This is a genomic window from Micromonospora sp. WMMC264 (assembly GCF_027497275.1).
In the GTDB taxonomy this organism is placed as follows: Bacteria; Actinomycetota; Actinomycetes; order Mycobacteriales; family Micromonosporaceae; genus Micromonospora; species Micromonospora chalcea.
Genome location: NZ_CP114907.1, coordinates 1204354 through 1225306 on the forward strand (window position 1 = coordinate 1204354; position 20953 = coordinate 1225306).

18 protein-coding genes are annotated in these 20953 nt (G+C 73.1%); 9 read left to right on the top strand and 9 right to left on the bottom strand.

The window, feature by feature from the left end; genetic code table 11:
* Positions 1-10: 10 nt before the first annotated feature.
* Together O7542_RS05690 and O7542_RS05695 are read right to left on the bottom strand one after the other, a co-directional pair.
* A complete protein-coding gene (locus tag O7542_RS05690) occupies positions 11-1336 on the bottom strand; it encodes a glycosyltransferase family 4 protein (RefSeq protein WP_210869021.1) in 1326 nt (441 codons plus the stop codon).
* Between the two features lie 130 nt (positions 1337-1466).
* Positions 1467-3410, bottom strand: a complete 1944-nt coding sequence (locus O7542_RS05695; protein ID WP_281605796.1) for an amylo-alpha-1,6-glucosidase — start codon at positions 3408-3410, stop codon at positions 1467-1469.
* 42 nt (positions 3411-3452) lie between these two features.
* Here O7542_RS05695 and O7542_RS05700 point away from each other — a divergent pair, with 42 nt between their 5' ends.
* A complete protein-coding gene (locus O7542_RS05700; RefSeq protein ID WP_043329786.1) occupies positions 3453-6152 on the top strand; it encodes a glucosidase in 2700 nt (899 codons plus the stop codon).
* 46 nt (positions 6153-6198) lie between these two features.
* On the opposite strand, the gene O7542_RS05705 is transcribed toward O7542_RS05700, so the two are convergent.
* Positions 6199-7518 (bottom strand): hypothetical protein, encoded by a 1320-nt coding sequence (locus tag O7542_RS05705; RefSeq protein WP_247677735.1) that lies wholly within the window; start codon positions 7516-7518, stop codon positions 6199-6201.
* A gap of 135 nt (positions 7519-7653) precedes the next feature.
* Between O7542_RS05705 and O7542_RS05710 the strand changes: the two genes are divergently transcribed.
* The 3 genes from O7542_RS05710 to O7542_RS05720 all read left to right on the top strand — a co-directional run bounded on the left by O7542_RS05710 (position 7654) and on the right by O7542_RS05720 (position 10239).
* Positions 7654-8352: an HAD family hydrolase gene (locus O7542_RS05710; RefSeq protein ID WP_064445386.1), complete on the top strand. Its 699-nt coding sequence runs from the start codon at positions 7654-7656 to the stop codon at positions 8350-8352.
* Between the two features lie 21 nt (positions 8353-8373).
* Complete coding sequence (locus O7542_RS05715; RefSeq protein ID WP_166457320.1) at positions 8374-9159, top strand: DUF4184 family protein; 786 nt, start codon at positions 8374-8376, stop codon at positions 9157-9159.
* A gap of 387 nt (positions 9160-9546) precedes the next feature.
* Positions 9547-10239 (top strand): hypothetical protein, encoded by a 693-nt coding sequence (locus O7542_RS05720; RefSeq protein ID WP_113972430.1) that lies wholly within the window; start codon positions 9547-9549, stop codon positions 10237-10239.
* An 8-nt stretch (positions 10240-10247) separates the two neighbouring features.
* Here O7542_RS05720 and O7542_RS05725 read toward each other — a convergent pair whose 3' ends face one another.
* The 3 genes from O7542_RS05725 to O7542_RS05735 all read right to left on the bottom strand — a co-directional run bounded on the left by O7542_RS05725 (position 10248) and on the right by O7542_RS05735 (position 11356).
* Positions 10248-10529, bottom strand: a complete 282-nt coding sequence (locus O7542_RS05725) for a hypothetical protein (protein ID WP_223201390.1) — start codon at positions 10527-10529, stop codon at positions 10248-10250.
* Between the two features lie 72 nt (positions 10530-10601).
* On the bottom strand, positions 10602-10877 hold the full coding sequence (locus O7542_RS05730) for a hypothetical protein (protein WP_030500352.1): 276 nt from the start codon (positions 10875-10877) through the stop codon (positions 10602-10604).
* Between the two features lie 47 nt (positions 10878-10924).
* On the bottom strand, positions 10925-11356 hold the full coding sequence (locus O7542_RS05735; protein ID WP_043329796.1) for a hypothetical protein: 432 nt from the start codon (positions 11354-11356) through the stop codon (positions 10925-10927).
* 416 nt (positions 11357-11772) lie between these two features.
* On the opposite strand from O7542_RS05735, the gene O7542_RS05740 reads away from it, so the two are divergent.
* The 4 genes from O7542_RS05740 to ugpC are packed head-to-tail and all read left to right on the top strand — an operon-like array spanning position 11773 to position 16110.
* Complete coding sequence (locus tag O7542_RS05740; RefSeq protein ID WP_281605797.1) at positions 11773-13056, top strand: ABC transporter substrate-binding protein; 1284 nt, start codon at positions 11773-11775, stop codon at positions 13054-13056.
* Positions 13053-14054, top strand: a complete 1002-nt coding sequence (locus tag O7542_RS05745) for a sugar ABC transporter permease (protein ID WP_064445390.1) — start codon at positions 13053-13055, stop codon at positions 14052-14054. The genes O7542_RS05740 and O7542_RS05745 overlap by 4 nt, the downstream gene beginning before the upstream one ends.
* Position 14055: 1 nt before the next feature.
* Positions 14056-14892, top strand: a complete 837-nt coding sequence (locus O7542_RS05750; RefSeq protein ID WP_043329801.1) for a carbohydrate ABC transporter permease — start codon at positions 14056-14058, stop codon at positions 14890-14892.
* 9 nt (positions 14893-14901) lie between these two features.
* Positions 14902-16110 carry a sn-glycerol-3-phosphate ABC transporter ATP-binding protein UgpC gene (gene ugpC, locus O7542_RS05755; RefSeq protein ID WP_064445391.1) on the top strand — a complete coding sequence of 403 codons (1209 nt, stop codon included), beginning with the start codon at positions 14902-14904 and terminating at the stop codon, positions 16108-16110.
* 247 nt (positions 16111-16357) lie between these two features.
* Here the strand turns inward: ugpC and O7542_RS05760 are convergent, their stop codons facing one another.
* Together O7542_RS05760 and O7542_RS05765 are read right to left on the bottom strand one after the other, a co-directional pair.
* Positions 16358-17461, bottom strand: coding sequence for a winged helix DNA-binding domain-containing protein (locus O7542_RS05760; RefSeq protein ID WP_281605798.1), 1104 nt, complete (start codon positions 17459-17461; stop codon positions 16358-16360).
* 197 nt (positions 17462-17658) lie between these two features.
* A complete protein-coding gene (locus O7542_RS05765; protein ID WP_064445393.1) occupies positions 17659-18150 on the bottom strand; it encodes a GNAT family N-acetyltransferase in 492 nt (163 codons plus the stop codon).
* Between the two features lie 85 nt (positions 18151-18235).
* Between O7542_RS05765 and wrbA the strand changes: the two genes are divergently transcribed.
* Positions 18236-18853, top strand: coding sequence for an NAD(P)H:quinone oxidoreductase (gene wrbA, locus O7542_RS05770; RefSeq protein WP_043329810.1), 618 nt, complete (start codon positions 18236-18238; stop codon positions 18851-18853).
* Positions 18854-18922: 69 nt separating this feature from the next.
* Here the strand turns inward: wrbA and O7542_RS05775 are convergent, their stop codons facing one another.
* Entirely contained in the window at positions 18923-20842 is a 1920-nt protein-coding gene (locus O7542_RS05775; RefSeq protein WP_069087742.1) for a chorismate-binding protein, read from the bottom strand.
* Positions 20843-20953 lie beyond the last annotated feature (111 nt).

The following is a 20953-nucleotide window of genomic DNA, read 5'->3' on the forward strand; positions in this document are numbered from 1 at the left end:
ACGTCATGCCCTAACTGGCCGTACCGGCGAGCAGATTCCCTTCCGGAATGGTGATCGCGGACCGGTCCCGGGCCAGCAGGGCGGTGGCCCGGCGGGCCTGGAACCCGTCGTGGTCGCGGCGCGCGGCGGCGTAGCTGCCCGCGGTGCGGGCGGCGATCGCGGACCAGGCGTACCGCTGCGTGACCATGGTCCGGGCCCGGCGCGCCACCCGGCGGGCGAACACCTCGTCGGCGAGCAGCCGGTCCACGGCGCCGGCCAGCGCGTCCGGGTCGCCGTGCGGGAACGTCACCCCGGTCACCCCCGGCTCGACGATCTCGGCCAGCCCGCCGGTACGCGCCACCGCCAGCGGCGCGCCGGCGGCCGCCGCCTCCAGCGCGATCATGCCGAACGGCTCGTAGAGGCTGGGGATCACGGTGGCGTCGGTGGCGGCGAGCACCGCGGGCAGCTGGGTGGAGTCCATGAAGCCGGCGAACCGGACCGTGTCGCCCAGCCGCAGCCGCCGCGCCTGGTCGACGAGCTCGTCCTTGTACGGCCCGTCCCCGGCGATCACCACGCGCAGGCCGGGGTGCCGGTCGGCCAGGCGCGGCACCGCGTGCACCAGGTGCTGCACGCCCTTCTCGTAGACCAGGCGGCCGGCGTACCCGACCAGCGGCCCGTCCGCGGCGAAGCGGGCCCGGGCGGAGGCGACCGCCTGCGGCCGGGCCCGCCAGGCCCGGTCGTCGACGCCGTTGGCGACCACGTCGATGCGCCCGGACGGTACGCCGAACAGCCGGGCCACCTGCTCGCGCATGTACCCGGAGCAGGCGATCACCCGCCCGGAGGCGTTGCTCAGCCAGTGCTCGACGCCGTGGATGGTGCGGTTCATCTCCTCCGGCAGCCAGCCCTGGTGCCGGCCCGCCTCGGTGGCGTGGATGGTGGTCACCAGCGGCACGTCCAGGTGCTCGGCCAGCGTGACGGCGGTGTGCGCGACGAGCCAGTCGTGGGCGTGGATCACGTCGTAGGCGCCGGCGGAGGCGGCGCGCAGCGCGGCCCGCGTCAGCGTGTGGTTGAACGCCATGGTCCAGGCCAGCAGCGAGCCGGTGGCGAGCGGGAACCGGACCGGATCCTCGGCGGCGCGGACGACGCGCACGCCCTCGGCGTACTCCTCCAGCGGGGCGCCCTCGGCGTGGCGGGTGACGACTGTGACCTCGTGCCCGGCGGCGGCCAGCGCGACGGACAGCGCGTGGACGTGGCGGCCGAGGCCACCGACGAGCACCGGCGGGTACTCCCAGGAGAGCAGCAGCACCCGCAGGCGCCGGGCGGGCTGGATGTCGATCACTTCGGCGTCAGCTGACACGCGGCCCCCTTTGAGTTGTGGCGTCCCCACCCCGGCGGCGGCGTCGCCGCGGTGTCCGGTGGGGTCGGCACCCATCCTGCCGAGGGGTCGATAACCGGCGGCGACGCGCCGGTTGCCGGTCTGTAACGCGTTACCGGCGTGTCCGCCGCGCGCGCAGCAGCTCGGCCACCGACCACGCCTGGAACGGGCAGCCGGTGGCCGCGTGCGGGGCGTCGCCGTCGGCGGTCTCGCTCACCGAGCCCAGGCCGTCCTCGGCGAGGTGGCCCTCCAGCCCCACCAGCAGGTCGTCGGTGGGCAGCCCGGCCCGGCGGTACGCGTCCAGCAGCGGACCGGTCAGCCACGGCCAGACGGTGCCCTGGTGGTAGGCGGAGTCCCGCTCGGCCGGCCCGCCCCGGTGCCGGCCGGTCCAGCCGGGGGAGCCCGGGGCGAGGCTGCGCGGGCCGAGCGGGGTGAACAGCGCCTCGGTGATCCGGCGCAGCGTGGCCTCGTCCGGCTCCAGCGGCGCGTACGGCAGCGACCAGGCCAGCAGCTGGTTGGGGCGCAGCAGGTCGTCGTCGTGGTGCGTGGCACCGCCCAGCGGGTACGCCGGCGCCGGGGCGTCCACCACGTCGTACAGCCAGCCGGCCGGGGCGGGGAACCGCTCCCGGAACGCGGCGGCGGCCCGCCGGTGCAGCGCGTGCAGCGCCGAGGCGTCGCGTCCGGCCAGCTCGGTCAGCTCGACGAGCCCGGCCAGCCCGTTGATCCACAGCGCGTTCACCTCGACCGGCTTGCCGGTACGCGGGGTCACCGGCACCCCGTACACCCGGGCGTCCATCCAGGTGAGCGCGACGTCCGGCGGGCCGCCCTGGGTCAGCAGCCCGTCGGCCGGGTCGACGCCGATGCCGTACCGGGTGCCCGCCACGTGCGCCTCGACCACACCGTGCAGCGCGGGCAGCAGCTCGTCGCCGAGGTCGGTGTCGCCGGTGACGGTGACGTGCCGGCTGACCGCGTGCAGGAACCACAGCGTGCCGTCGACGGTGTTGTGCTCGACCCGGCCGGTGTCGGCGGTGTTCGCCAGCATCCCCTCGGACAGCGTCGCCGCGTACGCCCGCAGCAGGTCCCGGCCCTCGTCGGCCCGGTTCGTGCACAGGAACAGGCCCTCGTAGGAGATCATCGTGTCACGCGACCAGGCCCCGAACCACGGGTAGCCGGCGACCACGTCCGGGCCGGTGGCGGTGCGTACCACGAACGCGTCGGCGGCGAGCGCGAGCGTCGCCTCGACCGCGTCGCCGGGCTTCGCCGCCGCCGTCACGGCCCGGTTGCGCCGCCGGGTCGACTCGACCACCGCTGTCGCCGGGGGCGGCTCCTCGGCCAGGTCGCCCGCCCAGGCCAGCACCGACACCGTCGCGCCGGGCTCGTCCAGCGCGCCGGTGAACCGGCCCGCGTACCAGAGGTCCTCGTCCGGGTGCAGGCCGCGCTCGGCCTCGGTCCGGTGGCGTACCCCGTGCCACCACTGCCCCTCCGGGGTCCAGTCCGGCCCGGCGAGCCGGTACGCGCCGTCGATCACCGCGCCGCCGGCCGCCGCCTCCAGCCGGGGCGCCGGACCGTCTGCGCGCCGCTCGCCGTGCGCGTCGCGCCACGTGCAGGCCGCCGCGAGGTCGAGCCGCACCGGGCCGCCGGAGATCAACCGGTGTACGACGGCGACGCACGAGCGGCCGTACGTCATGGCGATCTCCCGTTCGATCACCACGTCGCCGACGCGCCACCGCCAGCGCGGCACCCCGTCGGTGAGGTCGAAGCGCTCCAGCAGCTCGAAGCCGCGCGGGTCGACCACGCCGGAGGACCACTCGTGCGCGCCGAGGCGGACCTGCCGCCCCGACGGCAGCGTCACCGCCGGGTCGAGGCTCGCCAGTCCCACCTTTCGGGACGCGGGCGTGTCGCCGGCCACCACGAGCAGCCCGTGATACCGGCGGGTACGCAGCCCGGCGATGGTGCCCATGGCGTATCCGCCGAGGCCGTCGGTGACCAGCCATTCCCGCGTGGCGGCGGCGGACAGCTCACCGCAGACGCGCGGCCCGAAACGGATGTCGATCAACTTTCCTCCACCGGCAGCGAGGTGTGACATGCCACGGCGACAATGGCCGCTGTGGAGAAGTACCCCGGCGGCGTCGAAGATGTGCCAGTGATCACCGACCGGTCGACCTCCGCGTCCCCCGACCCCGAGCGGCACCGGCTCGCCCAGGCCGACGCCGGGGAGCAGGACTGGCGCGCATGGGGCCCCTATCTGTCCGAGCGGGCGTGGGGCACGGTACGTGAGGACTACAGCGAGCACGGCACGGCCTGGGACTACTTCCCCCACGATCACGCGCGGTCCCGAGCCTACCGGTGGAACGAGGACGGCATGGCGGGCGTCTGCGACGACCGGCAGACGTTCTGCTTCGCCCTGGCGCTGTGGAACGGGCGCGACCCGATCCTCAAGGAGCGGATGTTCGGCCTCGGCGGCGACGGCGGCAACCACGGCGAGGACGCCAAGGACTACTGGTGGTACCTCGACAGCACGCCCACGCACTCCTTCATGCGCTGGCGCTACCACTACCCGCAGGCCGCCTTCCCGTACGACGAGCTGGTCGCGGTGAACGCGCTGCGCGGCCGGGACGACACCGAGTACGAGCTGGTCGACACCGGCATCTTCGACGACGACAGGTACTGGGCGGTCACCGTCGACTACGCCAAGGCGTCCCCGACCGACATGTGCGTGGTGATCACCGTGGCGAACCGGGCCGACACCGACGAGACGCTGCACGTGCTGCCCACGCTCTGGTTCCGCAACACCTGGGCGTGGGGGCTGCCCGGCGCCGACCGGGTGCCGAAGCTGGTCGGCACGGGTTCCCGGCTCGTCGGTGAGCACTGGGTGCTCGGGCAGCTGCTGCTGGAAGGCGACGGCGACCCGGTGCCGCTGCTGTGCGACAACGACACGAACGCTGAGCGGCTGTGGGGGCTGCCGGGGCGGTCCGCGTACCCCAAGGACGGCATCAACGACCACGTGGTCAACGGCGCCGCCACCGTCAACCCGGAGCGCACCGGCACCAAGGGCGCGCTGCACTACGTGCTCGACGTGCCGGCCGGCGAGCAGCGGCAGATCCGGCTGCGGCTGACCCGTACCGCGCCGCCCCCGGCGGCCGCGCCGCCCGCCCCGGCCGACCTCGGTGACGGGTTCGACGCCGTGCTCTGGGCACGCCGGGCCGAGGCGAACCGGTTCTTCGACAGCGTGATCCCGGCCGCCGCCACCGCCGACGAGGCGCTGGTCGCCCGCCAGGCCATCGCCGGGCTGATGTGGGGCAAGCAGTTCTACCACTTCGACGTCGAGCGCTGGCTCACCGGCGACCCCGGCTCCACGCCGCCCGCCGGCCGCCGGCACGGGCGCAACAGCGCCTGGTGGCACATGAACAGCTTCGACGTGATCTCCATGCCGGACCCGTGGGAATATCCCTGGTACGCCGCATGGGACCTGGCCTTCCACTGCGTCACCATCGCCCGGGTCGACCCGGGCTTCGCCAAGGAACAGGTCCTCCTGCTGCTGCGCGAGTGGTACCTGCACCCCAACGGGCAGATCCCGGCGTACGAGTGGGCGTTCGGGGACGTGAACCCGCCGGTGCACGCCTGGGCGGCGCTGAAGGTCTTCGAGATCGACGGCTCCCGCGACCACGAGTTCCTCGCCCGGGTCATGCACAAGCTGCTGCTCAACTTCACCTGGTGGGTCAACCGCAAGGACACCGGCGGCAACAACGTCTTCGAGGGCGGCTTCCTCGGGCTGGACAACGTCGGCCCGTTCGACCGCTCGGCCGCGCTGCCGGTCGCCGGGGTGCTGGAGCAGTCCGACGGCACCGGCTGGATGGCCATGTACGCGCTCAACCTGCTCGACATGGCGATCGTGCTGGCCGAGCACGACCGCGCGTACACCGACACCGCCACCAAGTTCTTCGAGCACTTCGCGTACATCGCCGCGGCGGCGTACCACCAGGGGCTCTGGGACGCCGAGGACGCGTTCTTCTACGACGTGCTGCGCCTGGCCGACGGCACGAAGGTGCCGCTGAAGGTCCGCTCGGTGGTCGGGCTGCTGCCGCTCGCAGCCGTCACCCGGCTCACCGCCCGCACCATGCGCCGCCTGCCCGAGCTGGGCGCGCGGCTGCGCTGGTTCCTCACCAACCGCCCGGAGTACGCCGAGGTGATCGGCGGCCGCCGGATCGGCCCAGACGGCCGGCAGCAGCGGCTGCTGTCGATGGTCGCCCCGGACCAGGTGGTGCGGCTGCTGGCCCGGATGCTCGACACCGACGAGTTCCTCTCCGAGTACGGGCTGCGTACGCTGTCCCGAGCCCACCTGGACAAGCCGTTCACCGTCACGCTCGGCGGGCAGGAGTTCAGCGTCGGCTACGAGCCGGCCGAGTCGACCAGCGGCCTGTTCGGCGGCAACTCCAACTGGCGCGGCCCGATCTGGATGCCGACGAACTTCCTGCTGATCAGCGCGCTGCGCGACTACGCCGCGTTCTTCGGCGACGACCTGCAGGTCGAGTACCCGACCCGCTCCGGGGTCAAGCGGACGCTCGACGAGATCGCCGACGACCTGTCCGCGCGGCTGATCTCGCTGTTCACCCGCGACGGGTGGGGACGGCGGCCGATCTACGGCGCCGCGCAGCTGTTCCAGACCCACCCGGACTGGCGCGATCTGATCTGCTTCCCGGAGTACTTCCACGGCGACAACGGCGCCGGGCTGGGCGCCTGGCACCAGACCGGGTGGACCGCGCTGGTCGCCGACCTGATCCTCACGCTGCGCCGCTGACCGTGTGTGCGGGGCGCGACGGGAGAGCCCGCCGCGCCCCGCACGGTCACGCCAGCGGCAGGAACGCCAGCCGGGCGTGGTACTCGCCGGCCACCGTCACGGTGTCGCTGCCGACCCACAGGCCCCGGTCGGTGGCGTACAGCTCGCCGGTGCCCACCCCGCGGTCCTTCGTCGGGTTCCACGGCAGCGCCTTGCCGGTGACCGGGTGGATCGCCCCGATGCCCGGCCGGGACACCGCGCCCGGACCGGCCGAGTTGCGGCCCTGCGGGTTGTCCAGCCAGCGCTGGTGGCCCCCGACGTAGACGGCAGCGCCGGTCACCGCCACCGACAGCAGCGTGTCGCCGCCGGTGTAGTTGGCCCAGGTGGGCTGCTTGCCGCCGGTGGCCGCACCGAACTCGAAACGCGCCGCGGTGTCGCAGAGCGTGGCCGGGAACGGGCCGCCGGTGGTGACCACCGCGAACCAGGTGCCGTCCGGCGAGATGTCGACGCCGCGCATGTAGACCGGCATCGTCCGCGCGCACTGCGGCTGGTAGCGGTCGGTGGCCCAGCCGGAGAGCGTGGCGCCCGACGCGCTCAGGTCGGCGACGGCGATCTGGTGCCGCGCCACGCCCGCGACGCTGCTGAAGCCGCCGACGAACACCAGCCGCCGGCCGTCGGCGGAGACGTCCAGCGCCTCGATCTTCACCGGCGCGGTGGCGCCGGAGGTGGTCGTGCGCGGACCGGCCAGGTTCAGGTTGACCGACGGATCGGCGGCTCCGGTGGTGGCGTTCACCGCCGCCAGGGCGCGCCGGGTCACCCCGCCGACGGTCTGGAACGCGCCGCCGACGATCAGCCGGTTGCCGACCAGGCGCATGTCGTTGACCTGGTTGTTCAGCGCCGGCGTGGTGAAACCGGCGACCCGCGCGCCGGTGGCCGCGTCGATCCGGGCCAGCCGGGACGCCGCGGTGCCGTTGACAGTGGTGAACGCGCCGCCGATGTAGAGCGAGCGGCCGTCCGGCGCGGCGGCGAGAGCCTTCACCGCGCCGTTCACCTGCGGCCGGAACGCGGTGTCGATCCGGCCGGTGGTCGCGTCGAGCGCCACCAGGCGGGGCATCGCCAGCTGGGCCGACTGCCCGGCGTTGCGCACCTTGGTGAACGTGCCGGCGACGTACACGCGGTTGCCGATCTGGAGGATGCGGTGCACGGTGCCGTCCAGCGCGTGCGGCGTCCAGTCGACCGGGTTCGTGCCGACGACTGTGGTGTGTGCGGCGTTGACGGCGAGCGCCGGGGATCCCGGCAGCGCCGCGCCCGCGACGGCGAGCGCCGCGGCCACGGCGACGGCCGCGCCCCGTCTGCGCCCGGGTGGATGATCGGGTGAGATCGTCATGGCCGAAGCATGTCGCCCGACCAGGGATCGCGCAGTCGGGTAGCCGCCGGTAACCGCCCGCCGACCGGATAATCCGCGTGGTCCGTCCGGCGACCGGGCAGTACGGTGTGCGAGGTCCGTGAGGGAGGGAGCCCCATGCCGCCGCGCCGGGATGCCGCCGTGCTGGTCTTCGACGCCGACGACACGCTCTGGGAGAACAACGTCCTGTTCGAGCGGGTGATCGACGACTTCCTCACCTGGCTCGACCATCCCACGCTGGACCGGGCCCGCATCCGCGCGGTGCTCGACGACATCGAGCGGGCCAACGCCGTCGCGCACGGCTACGGCAGCAAGGTCTTCCTGCGCAGCCTCGGCGAGTGCCTGGAGAAGCTGCGCGAGCGTCCGGCCACCGACCGGGAACGCGCCGAGATCGATCAGCTCGCGGCGGCTCTGATCGGGCACCAGGTCGAGCTGATGCCGGGGGTGGCCGAGACGCTCGACGACCTGGCCGGCCGGCACGAGCTGCTGCTGCTCACCAAGGGCGAGCGCGAGGAGCAGCAGCGCAAGCTGGACGCCTGCGGGCTGCTGCACCACTTCCGCGCCGCGCACATCGTGCCGGAGAAGGACGCCGACACGTACCGCTGGCTGGCCCGCGAGCACGCCTTCGACCCGGCCGCCGCCTGGATGATCGGCAACTCCCCGCGCTCGGACATCCTGCCCGCCCGGGCCGCCGGGATGAACGCGGTCTTCATCCCGAACGAGAACACCTGGATCCTGGAGCACGACGAGCTGGACCCGTCCGACTCCCAGGTGATCCGGCTGGCGGCGTTTCCCGACCTGGTCCAGCACTTCTAGGCGGCCGGTAACGTCCGGGAGGTGCCACTCACCTTCCCGTCGCACCTGGCGCCGGTGCTGCCGCTGAAGCTGTGGCGGCCCCGCTGGTTCGACGGGGTGGCGCTGTGCGCCGGTGCGGTGGCGCCGGACGCCGCGTACCTGTTCACCGGCACGCCGCTGGCGCTCGGCATGCGTACACACACGCTCGGCGGGCTGCTCTGGTGGGGGCTGCCGGTCGCGCTCGCGTACGCCTGGGTGGCGCGCCGCGTGGTCGCCGGCGTCGTCGCGCACCTGCCGGGACGGCGGTTCTTCGGCTGGCCCTGGTACGCGACGCTGGCCGCGGTGCGGCATCCCTGGCAGGTGTCGGTCTGCTCGGCGCTCATCGGCGCGTTCAGTCACGTCGCGTGGGACCGGGTCAGCCACAGCGAGCGCCTGCCCCGGCTGTTCGGCGTCACCGACTTCCACGCCCTGACCGGCGTGTACTGGTACCAGTTCGTGGACGTGACGGCCGGGCTCGGCGGCGGGCTGCTGGTGGTCGTCCTGGCCGTGGGGGAGGCCCGCCGGGGACAGCCGGCCCGGGGCGTCGCGCCGCCGCTGCCGGCGGCGAACCCGGCCGTGTTCTGGCGGGTGGCGCTGGCGGTCACCGGGCTCGGCGCGCTGCTGCTGCCCGCGCTGCCGGCGGCGGACGTCGCCGCCCCGGCCGGCGTACGGGCGCTGCACGTGGCCGCGCTGGCGCTCGTCGCCGGGGCCGCCGCGGCCCGGAGCGTCCCGCCGGGGCAGGCCGGGCGCAGTCCGCGTCTCGAAGTCGAACAGCGCGAAACCGGCTGACCCCGTTACGCCGACATGCCGCAATTCCGCATAGACATCAATCACAGGCGCGGCCACCGGTCATCGCTTGTCCGGCCTGCGCGTACGCGCCTAACCTGAGCCGGCGTCCACGCCTCGTCGGGGTGAGACGGGGGCGCACCGGAGTCCGGTGGTAAGAGCACCGTGGAGCTGAGTGCGGGCATACCGGCTCGCCGCGCGGAGCCCGGCGAACGGCGTCGTGCCACGCCTGCCGTGTTCCCGCGGCGCAGACCGCTACCCAACCGGACGGCCGGGGTCAGGGCCGGGGAGTTGCGGACCCGGTCCTGACCCGTCCGGCCCCGGAAACAGGCGCCGGAATCGGGTGGGACGCCTCTGGTGCGCGGGCCGGTCACGGAGCGACACTGAGTCATGACTCCTCAGCGCGTACCGCTGCTCGCCGGCCTGGTCGTGCTGCTCGCGGCGGCCTGCACGGCGACCGGCCACGACGGCGCGTCCACGGCGCCCACCCCGACGGCCGCGGCGGCCCCCGCGGCGACCGCGACGGAGGCCACGCCCACCCCGCCCGTGCCGACCGAAGCGGCCTCGACGGGCGGCTCGTGGCGTGTCACCTGGGACTGGGCCGTGCCCGGCCAGCCGGCCCGGGTCGCCCACCGGGTCCGGGTGCCGGTCACCCCACCACCGGGGGAGCCGCTGCCGGTCCTGGTGGCGGTGGACGTCGGTGACCACCCGGCGGAGGGCTTCAGCCGGATCACCTTCGCGTTCCGCGGGCCCACCCCGTCCTATCAGGTCGCCTACGTGCCGCGGGTGGTGACCGAGGGCCGGGGCGCGCCGGTCGCGCTGCCCGGTACCGCGTACCTGTCGGTGCGGTTCGAGCCGGCCCAGGCGCACGACGCGCGCGGCGGCGGAACGGCGGACCTGCCGCCGGCGGCGATCCGCTTCCCGACGCTGCGTGGATGGGCGGTGGCCGGCGACTTCGAGGGGCACCTCAGTTTCGGGCTCGGCCTGCTGCCGCCGGACGGCGGCCGCCTGCCGGTGCGGCTGGGGGAGTCCACCCGCCCGGACGGTACGCACGTCGTGGCCGTGGACGTGCGGCGCAGCTGACGTCGGCGTCAGCGGTCGATGATGTTGTTGTTCTCGTCGATGCCGTGGGTGCGCCAGTAGACGTCCCACTCGTCGTCGACGTGCTGCGGCACCTTGCCCTCCGGGTAGCGCACATACGGCGGGGACGGCTCTTCCCCGTCCGGCACGCAGGAACTGCCGCCCTGCGGGCCGACCGCGATCACCGGGTACTCGTCGCTGCCGCAGATGCTCTGCCGCAGGGAACAGCCGGTGGTCGCCATCAGCCCGGCCAGTCCGAGCACGGCAAGAACGATCATGATTCGAGTTCGCACGGGGAGAATTCTCGCCGCCCCGGGCGGGCCTGCCATCGGTACGCGTACTCAATTCCAGGGTGCGGCCCGGGCTCAGGTCAGCTCGCCCCGCACGATCGCCACCGCCACCCGGCAGAACTCGTCCATGTCGGGCTGGAAGCCGGCCGCGATGTCCGGGTGCAGGCCGGAGCGGGTCTCGTCGAGCAGGCGGCGGCACACGTCCTCCACCGGCTCGCCCGCGTAGCCGGAGCGGACCCGGTCCGCGGCGGCCTGCAGGGCCGAGGTCAGCTGATCCTCCAGCGGGCCACGCAGCTTCTGCTGCACAGGGTCAAGCCCGCTCGGGTCGAGCGTGACATGTGGCTCCGACATCGGCGCTCCCTTCGTCGGCGTCCGCGGTACCCCACCGCGAACGTCGGTCAAACCATCGTCGGTACGGCCGACACCCGGACCAGGTACGAGAACTCCTCCGCCGGCTCCTCGACGTACGACAGCCGGCGGATCTGCCGGTCGTCGGACCAGAGCGCGACGTCGACCAGCACCCCGAGGTGGGCGAGACCGATGTTGGCGACCCGCTTCTTGTCCTGGAGCACCGCGCACACGCCGCCGAGCAGCGTGCTGGCGTCGGAGGTGCGGTGCCCGGGCGGGCACCGCAGGGTGAGGTCCACCTCCACCGGGCCGGTGAGCGGCGTCCACCCGGTGCGCTGGGCCGCCGTGCAGGCGGCCTGGAGCAGGGTACGGACTCTCGTCGCCTGCCGGTGCCCGGCGGCGAAGATGGACAGGGCCTCGGTCTTGACCGGGGGCAGGCCGCTCACCTCGAACGTCAGGGCGAGAGCGCGGGTGTCCTGCACGACGGCACCTCCTCGGGGCGAATCCTGCCCAACCGGGGAACGAGCGGACGGCACTTTCCCGACAGAACCAACCGATCGGGCGGGCAGTGGGGGACGGCCGGAGGCGTATCGACGTCGACGGCGACGCGCCGGCTACGGAGCCAGCCCCACGCTAATGCACGACCGCTGACGCTCGGTAGCCTCGCCGTTTCACGACGTGGGACGGCGTGTCGGCCGCGCCCCGTCGTCGCGCTGCCGACGGTGTGCGCGCCGTCACCGTCACATGTCCGTGATGTTTCGCTCCGTCGCAGGTCGGGCACGTTCAGCCGCACGACACGCCCGGGGCGTTCGGTGATCGGACCGAGAACCCCGCCGTCTCGCCGTGCGCCGGGGCACGGGTCACTCCCCGGTTCTTCGCCGAAGAGAGGGGGAGGGTGATGACGACAGTCCCCGACACGGCCGCACGACGGCCGGCCGGACGCGCGGTGGCGGCAGCCGCCGCGCTCGCGTTGGTGGCCCCGCTGGCAGCCTGCGGATCCGGCGGCGACGGCGGCGTCCCCACGATCAACCTGTACTACCCGCCGGAGCAGAACCTGCAGAAGGTCGTCGACACCTGCAACACGGCGGCGCAGGGCCGGTACCGCATCGACTACCGGGTGCTGCCGCGCGAGGCCGACGAGCAGCGGGTGCAGATGGTGCGGCGGCTCGCCGCGCAGGACAGCGGGATGGACGTGCTCGGCCTGGACGTCACGTGGACCCAGGAGTTCGCCAGCGCGAAGTGGATCCGGGAGTGGACCGGCGAGGACAAGGCCGAGGCGGAGCGGGGCACGCTGGCCGGCCCGCTGGACACCGCCCGGTACGAGGACAAGCTGTACGCCGCGCCCAAGAACACGAACGTGCAGCTGCTGTGGTACCGGTCGGACCTGGTGTCGCAGCCGCCGAAGACCTGGGACGAGATGATCTCCGCCGCCCAGCAGCTCAAGGAGCAGGGCAAGCCGTACCAGGTGCTCACCATGGGCGCCCAGTACGAGGGCCTGGTGGTCCTCTACAACACGCTCGCCGAGAGCGCCGGCGGCAAGATCCTCAGTGACGACGGCAAGAAGGCGGAGATGGACGCCGGCGCGGTACGCGCGCTCGACCAGCTCAGAAAGTTCGCCACGTCCGGCGTGACGTCGCCGTCGTTCAGCAACGCGCTGGAGGACCCGGTGCGGCTGGAGTTCCAGTCCGGCAAGGGCGCGTTCCAGGTGAACTGGCCGTTCGTCTATCCGGCGCTCCAGGAGGCCAACCCGGAGTTGGCGAAGAACGTGAAGTGGGCCCGGGTGCCGGGCATCGACCCGGGCACCCCCAGCAAGGTCACCATCGGCGGGGTCAACCTGGCGGTCAGCAGCTACTCGAAGCACCCGGAGGAGGCGTTCGAGGTGGCCCGCTGCCTGCGCAACGCCGAGAACCAGAAGTTCTCCGCCGTCAACGACGGCGTGCCGCCCACCATCGAGGCCGTCTACGACGACCCGGAGATGACCGAGGCGTACCCGATGAAGGAGACCATCCTGGAGGAGCTGAAGGAGCCGGCGGTGCGACCGCTGACCCCGGCGTACCAGAGCATCTCCACGGTGATGTCGGCGATCCTGTCGCCGCCGTCGGCGATCCGGCCCGAGCAGACCGCCGACGAGCTGCGCAAGGCGATCTCCGACGCGCTGGAGTCCAAGGGGGTTCTGCCATGAGCGTGAACGCCACCCCGGCCGGCGCGCAGGCCGCCGCCGAGGCCGAGTCCGAGCAGCCCGGCGGCCGGCACGCCGCAGTGCCGCAGCAGCGGTCGGGGCGCGGCTCCCGCGCCCCGCTGAGCGAGAACAAGCGGGCCGAACGGCGGCTCGGCTGGCTGCTGTGCGCACCGGCCGCGCTGGTCATGGTGCTGGTCACCGCGTACCCGATCCTGTACTCCGTCTGGTTGTCGCTGCAACGCTTCGACCTGCGCTTCCCCGACGAGCGGCAGTTCGTCGGGCTGGAGAACTACGTCACCGTGCTCACCAACGACTTCTGGTGGACCGCGTTCGGGGTGACCGCCCTGATCACCGTGGTCACCGTCGCGGTCGAGCTGGTGCTCGGCATGGGCCTGGCGCTGATCATGCACCGGACGCTCGTCGGCCGGGGGATCGTCCGCACCGCCGCGCTGATTCCGTACGGCATCGTCACTGTGGTCGCGGCGTTCTCCTGGCGGTACGCCTGGACGCCCGGCACCGGCTACCTGGCGAACCTGTTCGACGGCAGCGCCCCGCTCACCGAGCGGGCCAGCTCGCTGGCGATCATCATGCTGGCGGAGATCTGGAAGACCACCCCGTTCATGGCGCTGCTGCTGATGGCCGGGCTGGCGCTGGTGCCGGAGGACCTGCTCAAGGCGGCCTCCACCGACGGCGCGACGGCGTGGCAGCGGTTCACCAAGGTGATGCTGCCGGTGATGAAGCCGGCCATCCTGGTCGCGCTGCTGTTCCGCACGCTCGACGCGTTCCGGGTCTTCGACAACATCTTCGTGCTCACCAACGGCGGCAACGAGACGTCGTCGGTGTCGATGCTCGCCTACAACAACCTGATCCGGGGCCTGAACCTCGGCATCGGCTCCACGATGTCGGTGCTGATCTTCATCACCGTGGCGATCATCGCCTTCGTGTTCGTGAAGCTGTTCGGCACCGCTGCCCCGGGCAGCGACGATGGGGAGAGGCGCTGACATGGCAGTGGAATCCACCACGCGGGCGAAGGTGCGCTGGGGCCTGCTGGACGTCGTGGTCGTCGTCTTCGCGCTGGTCCCCGTGCTCTGGATCGCCTCGCTGTCGTTCAAGACCCCGGCCACGCTCACCGACGGCAAGTTCTGGCCGCGCGAGTGGACGCTGGACAACTACCGGACCATCTTCGACACCGACCAGTTCGTCCGGGCCCTGATCAACTCCATCGGCATCGCGCTGATCGCCACCACCATCGCGGTGGTGCTCGGGGCGATGGCCGCGTACGCGATCTCCCGCCTGGACTTCCCCGGCAAGAAGCTGCTGGTCGGCGTCTCGCTGCTGATCGCGATGTTCCCGCAGGTGTCGCTGGTGTCGCCGCTGTTCGAGATCGAGCGGCAGCTCGGCCTGTTCGACACCTGGCCGGGTCTGATCCTGCCCTACATCACGTTCGCGTTGCCGCTGGCGATCTACACCCTGTCGGCCTTCTTCAAGCAGATCCCGTGGGACCTGGAGAAGGCGGCGAAGATGGACGGCGCCACCCAGGCCCAGGCGTTCCGGCGGGTGATCGCGCCGCTGGCCGCGCCGGGCGTGTTCACCACCGCCATCCTGGTCTTCATCTTCTGCTGGAACGACTTCCTGTTCGCGATCACGCTCACCTCGACCGAGCGGTCCCGCACGGTCCCGGTGGCGCTGCAGTTCTTCACCGGCGAGTCGCAGTTCGAGGACCCCACCGGGGCGATCTGCGCCGCCGCTGTGGTGATCACCGTGCCGATCATCCTGTTCGTGCTCTTCTTCCAGCGCCGCATCGTCTCCGGTCTGACCTCCGGCGCAGTCAAGGGATAGGTGGTAGCAATGGCCGACATCGTGCTGGACAAGGTGAGCAAGCGGTTCCCGGACGGGACCACCGCCGTACAGGACGTCGACCTGGAGATCGCCGACGGCGAGTTCGTCATCCTGGTCGGTCCGTCCGGCTGCGGGAAGTCCACCACGCTCAACATGATCGCCGGGCTGGAGGACATCAGCTCCGGTGAGCTGCGCATCGGCGGCGAGCGGGTCAACGACAAGGCGCCCCGCGACCGCGACATCGCCATGGTCTTCCAGTCGTACGCGCTCTACCCGAACATGACCGTTCGGGAGAACATGGCGTTCCCGCTGCGGCTGGCGAAGCTGGACAAGGAGACCATCAACCAGAAGGTCGACGAGGCGGCGAAGGTGCTGGAGCTGACCGCGCTGCTGGACCGCAAGCCGGCCAACCTCTCCGGCGGCCAGCGGCAGCGGGTGGCGATGGGCCGGGCGATCGTCCGCCAGCCCAAGGCGTTCCTGATGGACGAGCCGCTGTCGAACCTGGACGCCAAGCTGCGGGTGCAGATGCGCACCGTGGTGTCGCGGCTGCAGAAGCAACTCGGCACCACCACCGTCTACGTCACCCACGACCAGACCGAGGCGATGACGCTCGGCGACCGGGTGGTCATCATGCGCGGCGGCGCGGTGCAGCAGGTCGGCCCGCCGCAGGAGCTGTACGACCACCCGCGCAACCTCTTCGTCGCCGGGTTCATCGGCTCGCCTTCGATGAACTTCGTGCACGCCGCGGTGGAGGACGGGAAGCTGCGGACCGCGCTCGGAGACGTGCCGATCGGCGAGCGGGTCCGCCGCGAGCTGGAGGCCGGTGACGCGCCCCGCGAGCTGATCCTCGGCATCCGGCCGGAGCACTTCGAGGACGCCGCGTTGATCGACGACGAGACCCGCCGCCGGGGCATGGAGTTCGAGGCGCCGGTGGACATCGTCGAGTCGATGGGTTCGGACAAGTACGTCTACTTCACCGTCGAGGGGGAGCGGGCGACCGCCGCCGAACTGGAGGAGCTGGCCGCCGACGCGGGCGCGGCGGACTTCGCGGGCGGCGGCTCGAACCTGGTCACCCGCCTGTCGGCGGAGTCCCCGGTACGCGAGGGCGAGTCGCGCCGGGTGTGGTTCAACCTGGAGAAGATCCACCTGTTCGACCCGGGCAGCGGCCGTAACCTGACGCTGCACGAGGGCCGTTCGGCCGGCGCTCTGGCCGACTGACCCCGGACGCGCGAAGGGCCGGTGGCACGCGGTGCCGCCGGCCCTTCGGCCTGTCCGGCCAGCTCACCCTCCCTCCGTAGTCGGCCATCGGCGTGAGTGGAACGCCACGGGTGTCTCGGCGCGGTTTTGACACCCATGGCGTTCCACCGAGCACGAGCGCGGCGACCCGATGCGCCGATGGCTGCAGAGCAAAGGGGATGCACGGCAGCAGAGGAGAATGAGGTAAGGCAACGGCGGGAGCCGTCGCTCACCAGGAGTGACGCAGCTCCAAGCCGAGGAAGCGGGCGTAACCCGTCAGCGCGGCGTCCACCCGGGTGCGCAGCGCGGCGTCGAACGGCACGAGCTGGTGCGCTGTCACTGTCACCGCCCGCGCGCCGATCGTCCGCGTCCAAGTGCCGACCACGCGCCCGCCGCGCACCACGGTCGACCGGAACATCCCGTTGTTGCCGGGGACCACCGCTGCGGCGTGCGCCGGGTCGAGCATCAGCGACCGGTCCTTGAAGCCGAGCAGGTATTCGTCGAAGCCGGGCAGCGTGTGCACGTCGTCGACGGGCGCGCGGGGCGTGTCGAGCAGCGCGGCGTCGACCACCGCCGGCTCGCCGTCGACCTCGACCGGGGCGAGCAGGTCACCGGCCAGCGTGATCGCCCGGGTCGCGTCGGTGACGGTGAGGCCGGTCCACCGGGCCAGCTCGTGCCGGGTCACCGGGCCGTGGCCGCGCACATAGCGGTGCGCCAGCAACGCCAGCGCCTCGTCGCGCTCCGGGCGGCGCGGATCGGGCGCCCACTCGTCGAGCAGCACGAACGTCTGTTCGTTGCCGACGTGCGGGGCGATGCAGGTGACGCCGCGCTGGCTGGCGTACCAGAGCAGGTGATAGCCGCGTTGACCATCCGTGTCCAGCCCGGCGGCGCGCAGCGCGGCCAGGCACTCGGCGCGGGTGAGCCGGCCGCCGCCGGCCAGCGCCGCACCCAGCACGTCACCGGCCCGTTCACCGTCGGCGACCGTCAGCCCGAGCTGCCGCCACCGCGAGGCGATGCCGGCCAGCGTCCGCACCCCGGTCAGCTCCAGCAGCCACCGCGCGTCCCGCGCCGGCACCAGGTGCACGGTGCCGCGCATCGGCCAGGTGCGCAGGGCCTCCCGCCGCTCCAGCGCCGCGCGGACGTCGTTCTGGGTGGCGCCGGGAAGGCGTACGCCGAGCGACCACAACCCGCTCGCGGCGTCCTGGGCCTGCATGGCGCCGAACCACTCGACCACGTCGGCGACGCCCTCGGGACGGGCCGTCGGGTGCGGGCGCAGCAGCAGGCCGGTCATCCGTAGCGCGAGCGCCTCGGCGCGGCTGAGGCGAACGGTCACGGGCGTCAGCGTAGGCCCGGGGTCCGACAGCCCCTGATCGCGCTGCGCCGGCCGCGCTGCCGACGAAGCGCGATCCCCCGTTCAGGTTCCCGGCGCGGGGGCAGCCGACTTGGCTGGCGCCGGTCCGACCAGGATCCTCGCTGAGCTGGGCCGGGAAAGCGTTTTCGCGCGGAACTTGCGCAAATCTTGAGCCTCGGTCAGTCGAGCCGCCGGTGCATGACGAGCAGGTCGACGTACCCCCGGGTGGGGTGCCGGAAGCCCTCCGGCACCCGGCCGATCACCGCGAAGCCCAGCGACCGCCACAGCGCGACCGCCCGGGTGTTGGTGGCCACCACCGCGTTGAACTGCATGGCCCGGTAGCCGTCGGCCCGGGCCGCGGCGAGCACGTGCCCGGCCAGTGCCCGCCCGACGCCGTGCCCGGCGGCGGCCGGGGCGACCATGAACGAGGCGTTCGCCACGTGGTCGCCGGGGCCGCCCTGGTTGGGCGCGAGCTTCGCCGAGCCGAGCACCGCGCCGTCCGGCGCCACCGCGACCACCGTCCGCGCCGGTGGGCCCGGCATCCAGAGCCGCCGGGCCTGCTCCTGCGTGACGTCCGGGGGCCAGGTGTACGTCTCGCCGGCCGCGACGATCTCGCGCAGGAACGGCCAGATCAGTGGCCAGTCGGCGGGGGTGGCGGTGCGGATCTCCACCTGGCGAGCATGCCACGCCCGCCGTTTGACGCGACAAGTAACGGGTAGTCGCGGGAGTTGACCCCAAACGAGGAGGGATCGTCTGATGGATGGCCAGGTCAAGGTCGCGGTGATCTACTACAGCGCGACCGGCATCACCTACCAGATGGCGCAGTCGGCAGTCGAGGCGGCGGAGGAAGCCGGTGCCGAGGTGCGCCTGCGCAAGGTGCGTGAGCTGGCGCCCGACGAGGCGATCCGCTCCAACTCGGGCTGGCAGGCGCACCGGCTGGAGACCCAGGACGTGATGGAGGCCCAGCCGGACGACCTCTCCTGGGCCGACGTGGTGATCATGGGTTCGCCCACCCGGTACGGCATGGTCGCCGCACAGCTCAAGCAGTTCATCGACACCACCGGCCCGCTCTGGGCGGCCGGCGCGCTCGCCGACAAGGTGTACAGCGGCTTCACCTCGACCGCCACCTCGCACGGCGGCCAGGAGGCGACGCTGCTGTCGCTGTACACGATCTTCTACCACTGGGGCGGGATCGTGGTGACCCCCGGCTACACCGACCCGAGCCAGTTCGTCGCCGGCAACCCGTACGGCGCCTCGCACACCAGCAACAACGGCGAGGTGGCCCCGGACCACGTGGCCCTGACCGCCACCGCGCTGACCGCCAAGCGGGCCACGCTCATGGGCGCCGCGCTGAAGCGGGGCATGGCCGGCTGACCGGCGGATGGCGACCGGTGGCCGGACGGGGGCTCTCGAACCCGTCCGGACCACCGGTCGCCCCTCGCCCTACCCGCGATCGGCCGCTCCATGCGCGCTCAGCGCGGGCCGGTCGAGCAGATGTCCGAGCAGATCCGCCAGGACCGAGGTGCCGTCCTGGCTCAGCACCGACTCCGGGTGGAACTGCACCCCGGCGAAACCCGCCCCGCGCAGCGCGTGCACCGCGCCGTCGGCCGGGTCGCGGGACAGCTCCACCGGGCCGTACGGGCCGGTCATCCGGTCGGCGTCGGCGCGGGCGGTGAAGCTGGCGTAGAAGCCGACCCGGCGGGTCACCCCGAACACCGGCACGTCGCGCGGCAACCCCTGGTACGGCGCGTCCCGCCGGTGCAGCGGCAGACCCAGCAGCCCGGCGAGCAGCTGGTGGCCCAGGCACACCGCGAGCGTCGGCCGACCGGAGGCGAGCAGCTCAGCCAGCAGCGCCCGCAGCGCCACCATCTTCGGCGCGTCCGGGTCCCGCGGGTCGCCCGGCCCGGGGCCGACCACCACCAGGTCGTACCCGTCGAGCGGCCCCGGGTCCGGCCAGTCCCGCCGGGTCACCGCCAGCCCCAGCGCGCCGAGCTGGTGGGCGAGCATGCCGGTGAACGTGTCCTCGCCGTCGACGATCAGCGCCCGCCGACCGGCGAGCCCCCGCAACGCCAGCGCGCCCGGCCGGCGCTGCTCCAGCCAGAACCGGGCCAGCGGCGCGTTGCGGGCGGCCAGCGCGGCCTGCACCTCCGGGTCGTCGGCGTACCTGACGGCCGGCTCGGCGCCGGTGCCCGGCGCGTCCGGGCCGAGACCGAGCGCGGCCAGCACGCCCGCCGCCTTCGCGTGCGTCTCGGCGACCTCCCCGGCGGTCGTCGAGTGCCGCACCAGCGTGGCGCCGACCGGCACCCGCAGCGCGCCCTCGGGCGAGATCTCGGCCGTCCGGATCAGGATCGGCGCGTCCAGCGTCTGCCGGCCCTGTTCGTCGCGTCCGAGCAGCGCGAGCACCCCGGCGTAGTAGCGCCGGCCGGCGCGCTCGTGCCGGGCGATGACCCGGCAGGCGTTCTCCATCGGGCTGCCGGTCACGGTCGGGGCGAACATGGTCTCCCGCAGCACCTCCCGCACGTCCCGGGAGCAGCGCCCGGCCAGCAGGTACTCGGTGTGCGCCAGGTGCGCCATCTCCTTCAGGTACGGCCCGACCACCTGGCCGCCGTGCTCGGCGACCACTGCCATCATCTTCAGCTCCTCGTCCAGCACCATGTACAGCTCCTCCACCTCCTTCGGATCGTGCAGGAAGCGCAGCAGCTCAGCCCGGTCGACGGTCTCGCCCCGGTGCCGGAACGTGCCGCTGATCGGGTTCATCTCGACCAGGCCGTCGGCGACGCTGACGTGCCGCTCCGGGCTGGCGCCGACCAGGATCCGGGCGCCGGTGTGCACCAGGAACGTCCAGTACGCGCCCCGCTCGCGCAGCAGCAGCCGGCGCAGCGCGGCCAGGGCCGCGGCCAGCGGGTCGCCCTGCACCGTGGCGCGCATGGTGCGGTGGATGACGAAGTTCGCGCCCTCACCCCGGCCGATCTCGTCGGCGAGCACCCGGTCCACCACCGCCGCGTACTCGTCGTCGGCGATGTCGAAGCCGGCGTCGGTGGTGCGTACGGCGGCGTCGGGCAGCGCGCCGAGCAGCTCGGCCAGTGGTATCCGCCGGTGCGCCTCGACGGTCAGGAACTCCAGCGGCATGCCGTCGTCCACGCACTCGAAGCCACGCTCGGTGACCTGCCGGAACGGCACCACTGCCAGCGTGCGCGGGCCGGCGCCGTCGTCGGGCAGCGGCAGGTCGGCGAGCCGGTCGGCGGTGCGTACCGGGCCGGTGAACAGGTCGACGTGGTCGGCGCCCTCGCGGCGGACGAGCGCGAACGGGCCGGGGTCGTGGCCGGCCGCGACGGCGGCGAGCGGGTCGGACGGGCGGGTCATCGGGTCTCCTCGGTGGGCCGGTGACCGCCGACGTGGGCGACCCGGGATGCCGGGGAAGACCGGCGGCCGCCTCGTCGGGCGGCCGCGTGGGGAAGCTACGCGCGGGGGTGG

Bases quoted from the DNA above. Each gene is read 5' to 3' on its own strand.
- O7542_RS05700 (WP_043329786.1), top strand. From the start codon at position 3,453: ATGGCCGCTGTGGAGAAGTACCCCGGCGGCGTCGAAGATGTGCCAGTG.
- O7542_RS05705 (WP_247677735.1), bottom strand. From the start codon at position 7,518: ATGACGATCTCACCCGATCATCCACCCGGGCGCAGACGGGGCGCGGCC.
- O7542_RS05710 (WP_064445386.1), top strand. From the start codon at position 7,654: ATGCCGCCGCGCCGGGATGCCGCCGTGCTGGTCTTCGACGCCGACGAC.
- O7542_RS05720 (WP_113972430.1), top strand. From the start codon at position 9,547: ATGACTCCTCAGCGCGTACCGCTGCTCGCCGGCCTGGTCGTGCTGCTC.
- O7542_RS05730 (WP_030500352.1), bottom strand. From the start codon at position 10,877: ATGTCGGAGCCACATGTCACGCTCGACCCGAGCGGGCTTGACCCTGTG.
- O7542_RS05740 (WP_281605797.1), top strand. From the start codon at position 11,773: ATGACGACAGTCCCCGACACGGCCGCACGACGGCCGGCCGGACGCGCG.
- O7542_RS05745 (WP_064445390.1), top strand. From the start codon at position 13,053: ATGAGCGTGAACGCCACCCCGGCCGGCGCGCAGGCCGCCGCCGAGGCC.
- O7542_RS05750 (WP_043329801.1), top strand. From the start codon at position 14,056: ATGGCAGTGGAATCCACCACGCGGGCGAAGGTGCGCTGGGGCCTGCTG.
- ugpC (WP_064445391.1), top strand. From the start codon at position 14,902: ATGGCCGACATCGTGCTGGACAAGGTGAGCAAGCGGTTCCCGGACGGG.
- wrbA (WP_043329810.1), top strand. From the start codon at position 18,236: ATGGATGGCCAGGTCAAGGTCGCGGTGATCTACTACAGCGCGACCGGC.
- O7542_RS05775 (WP_069087742.1), bottom strand. From the start codon at position 20,842: ATGACCCGCCCGTCCGACCCGCTCGCCGCCGTCGCGGCCGGCCACGAC.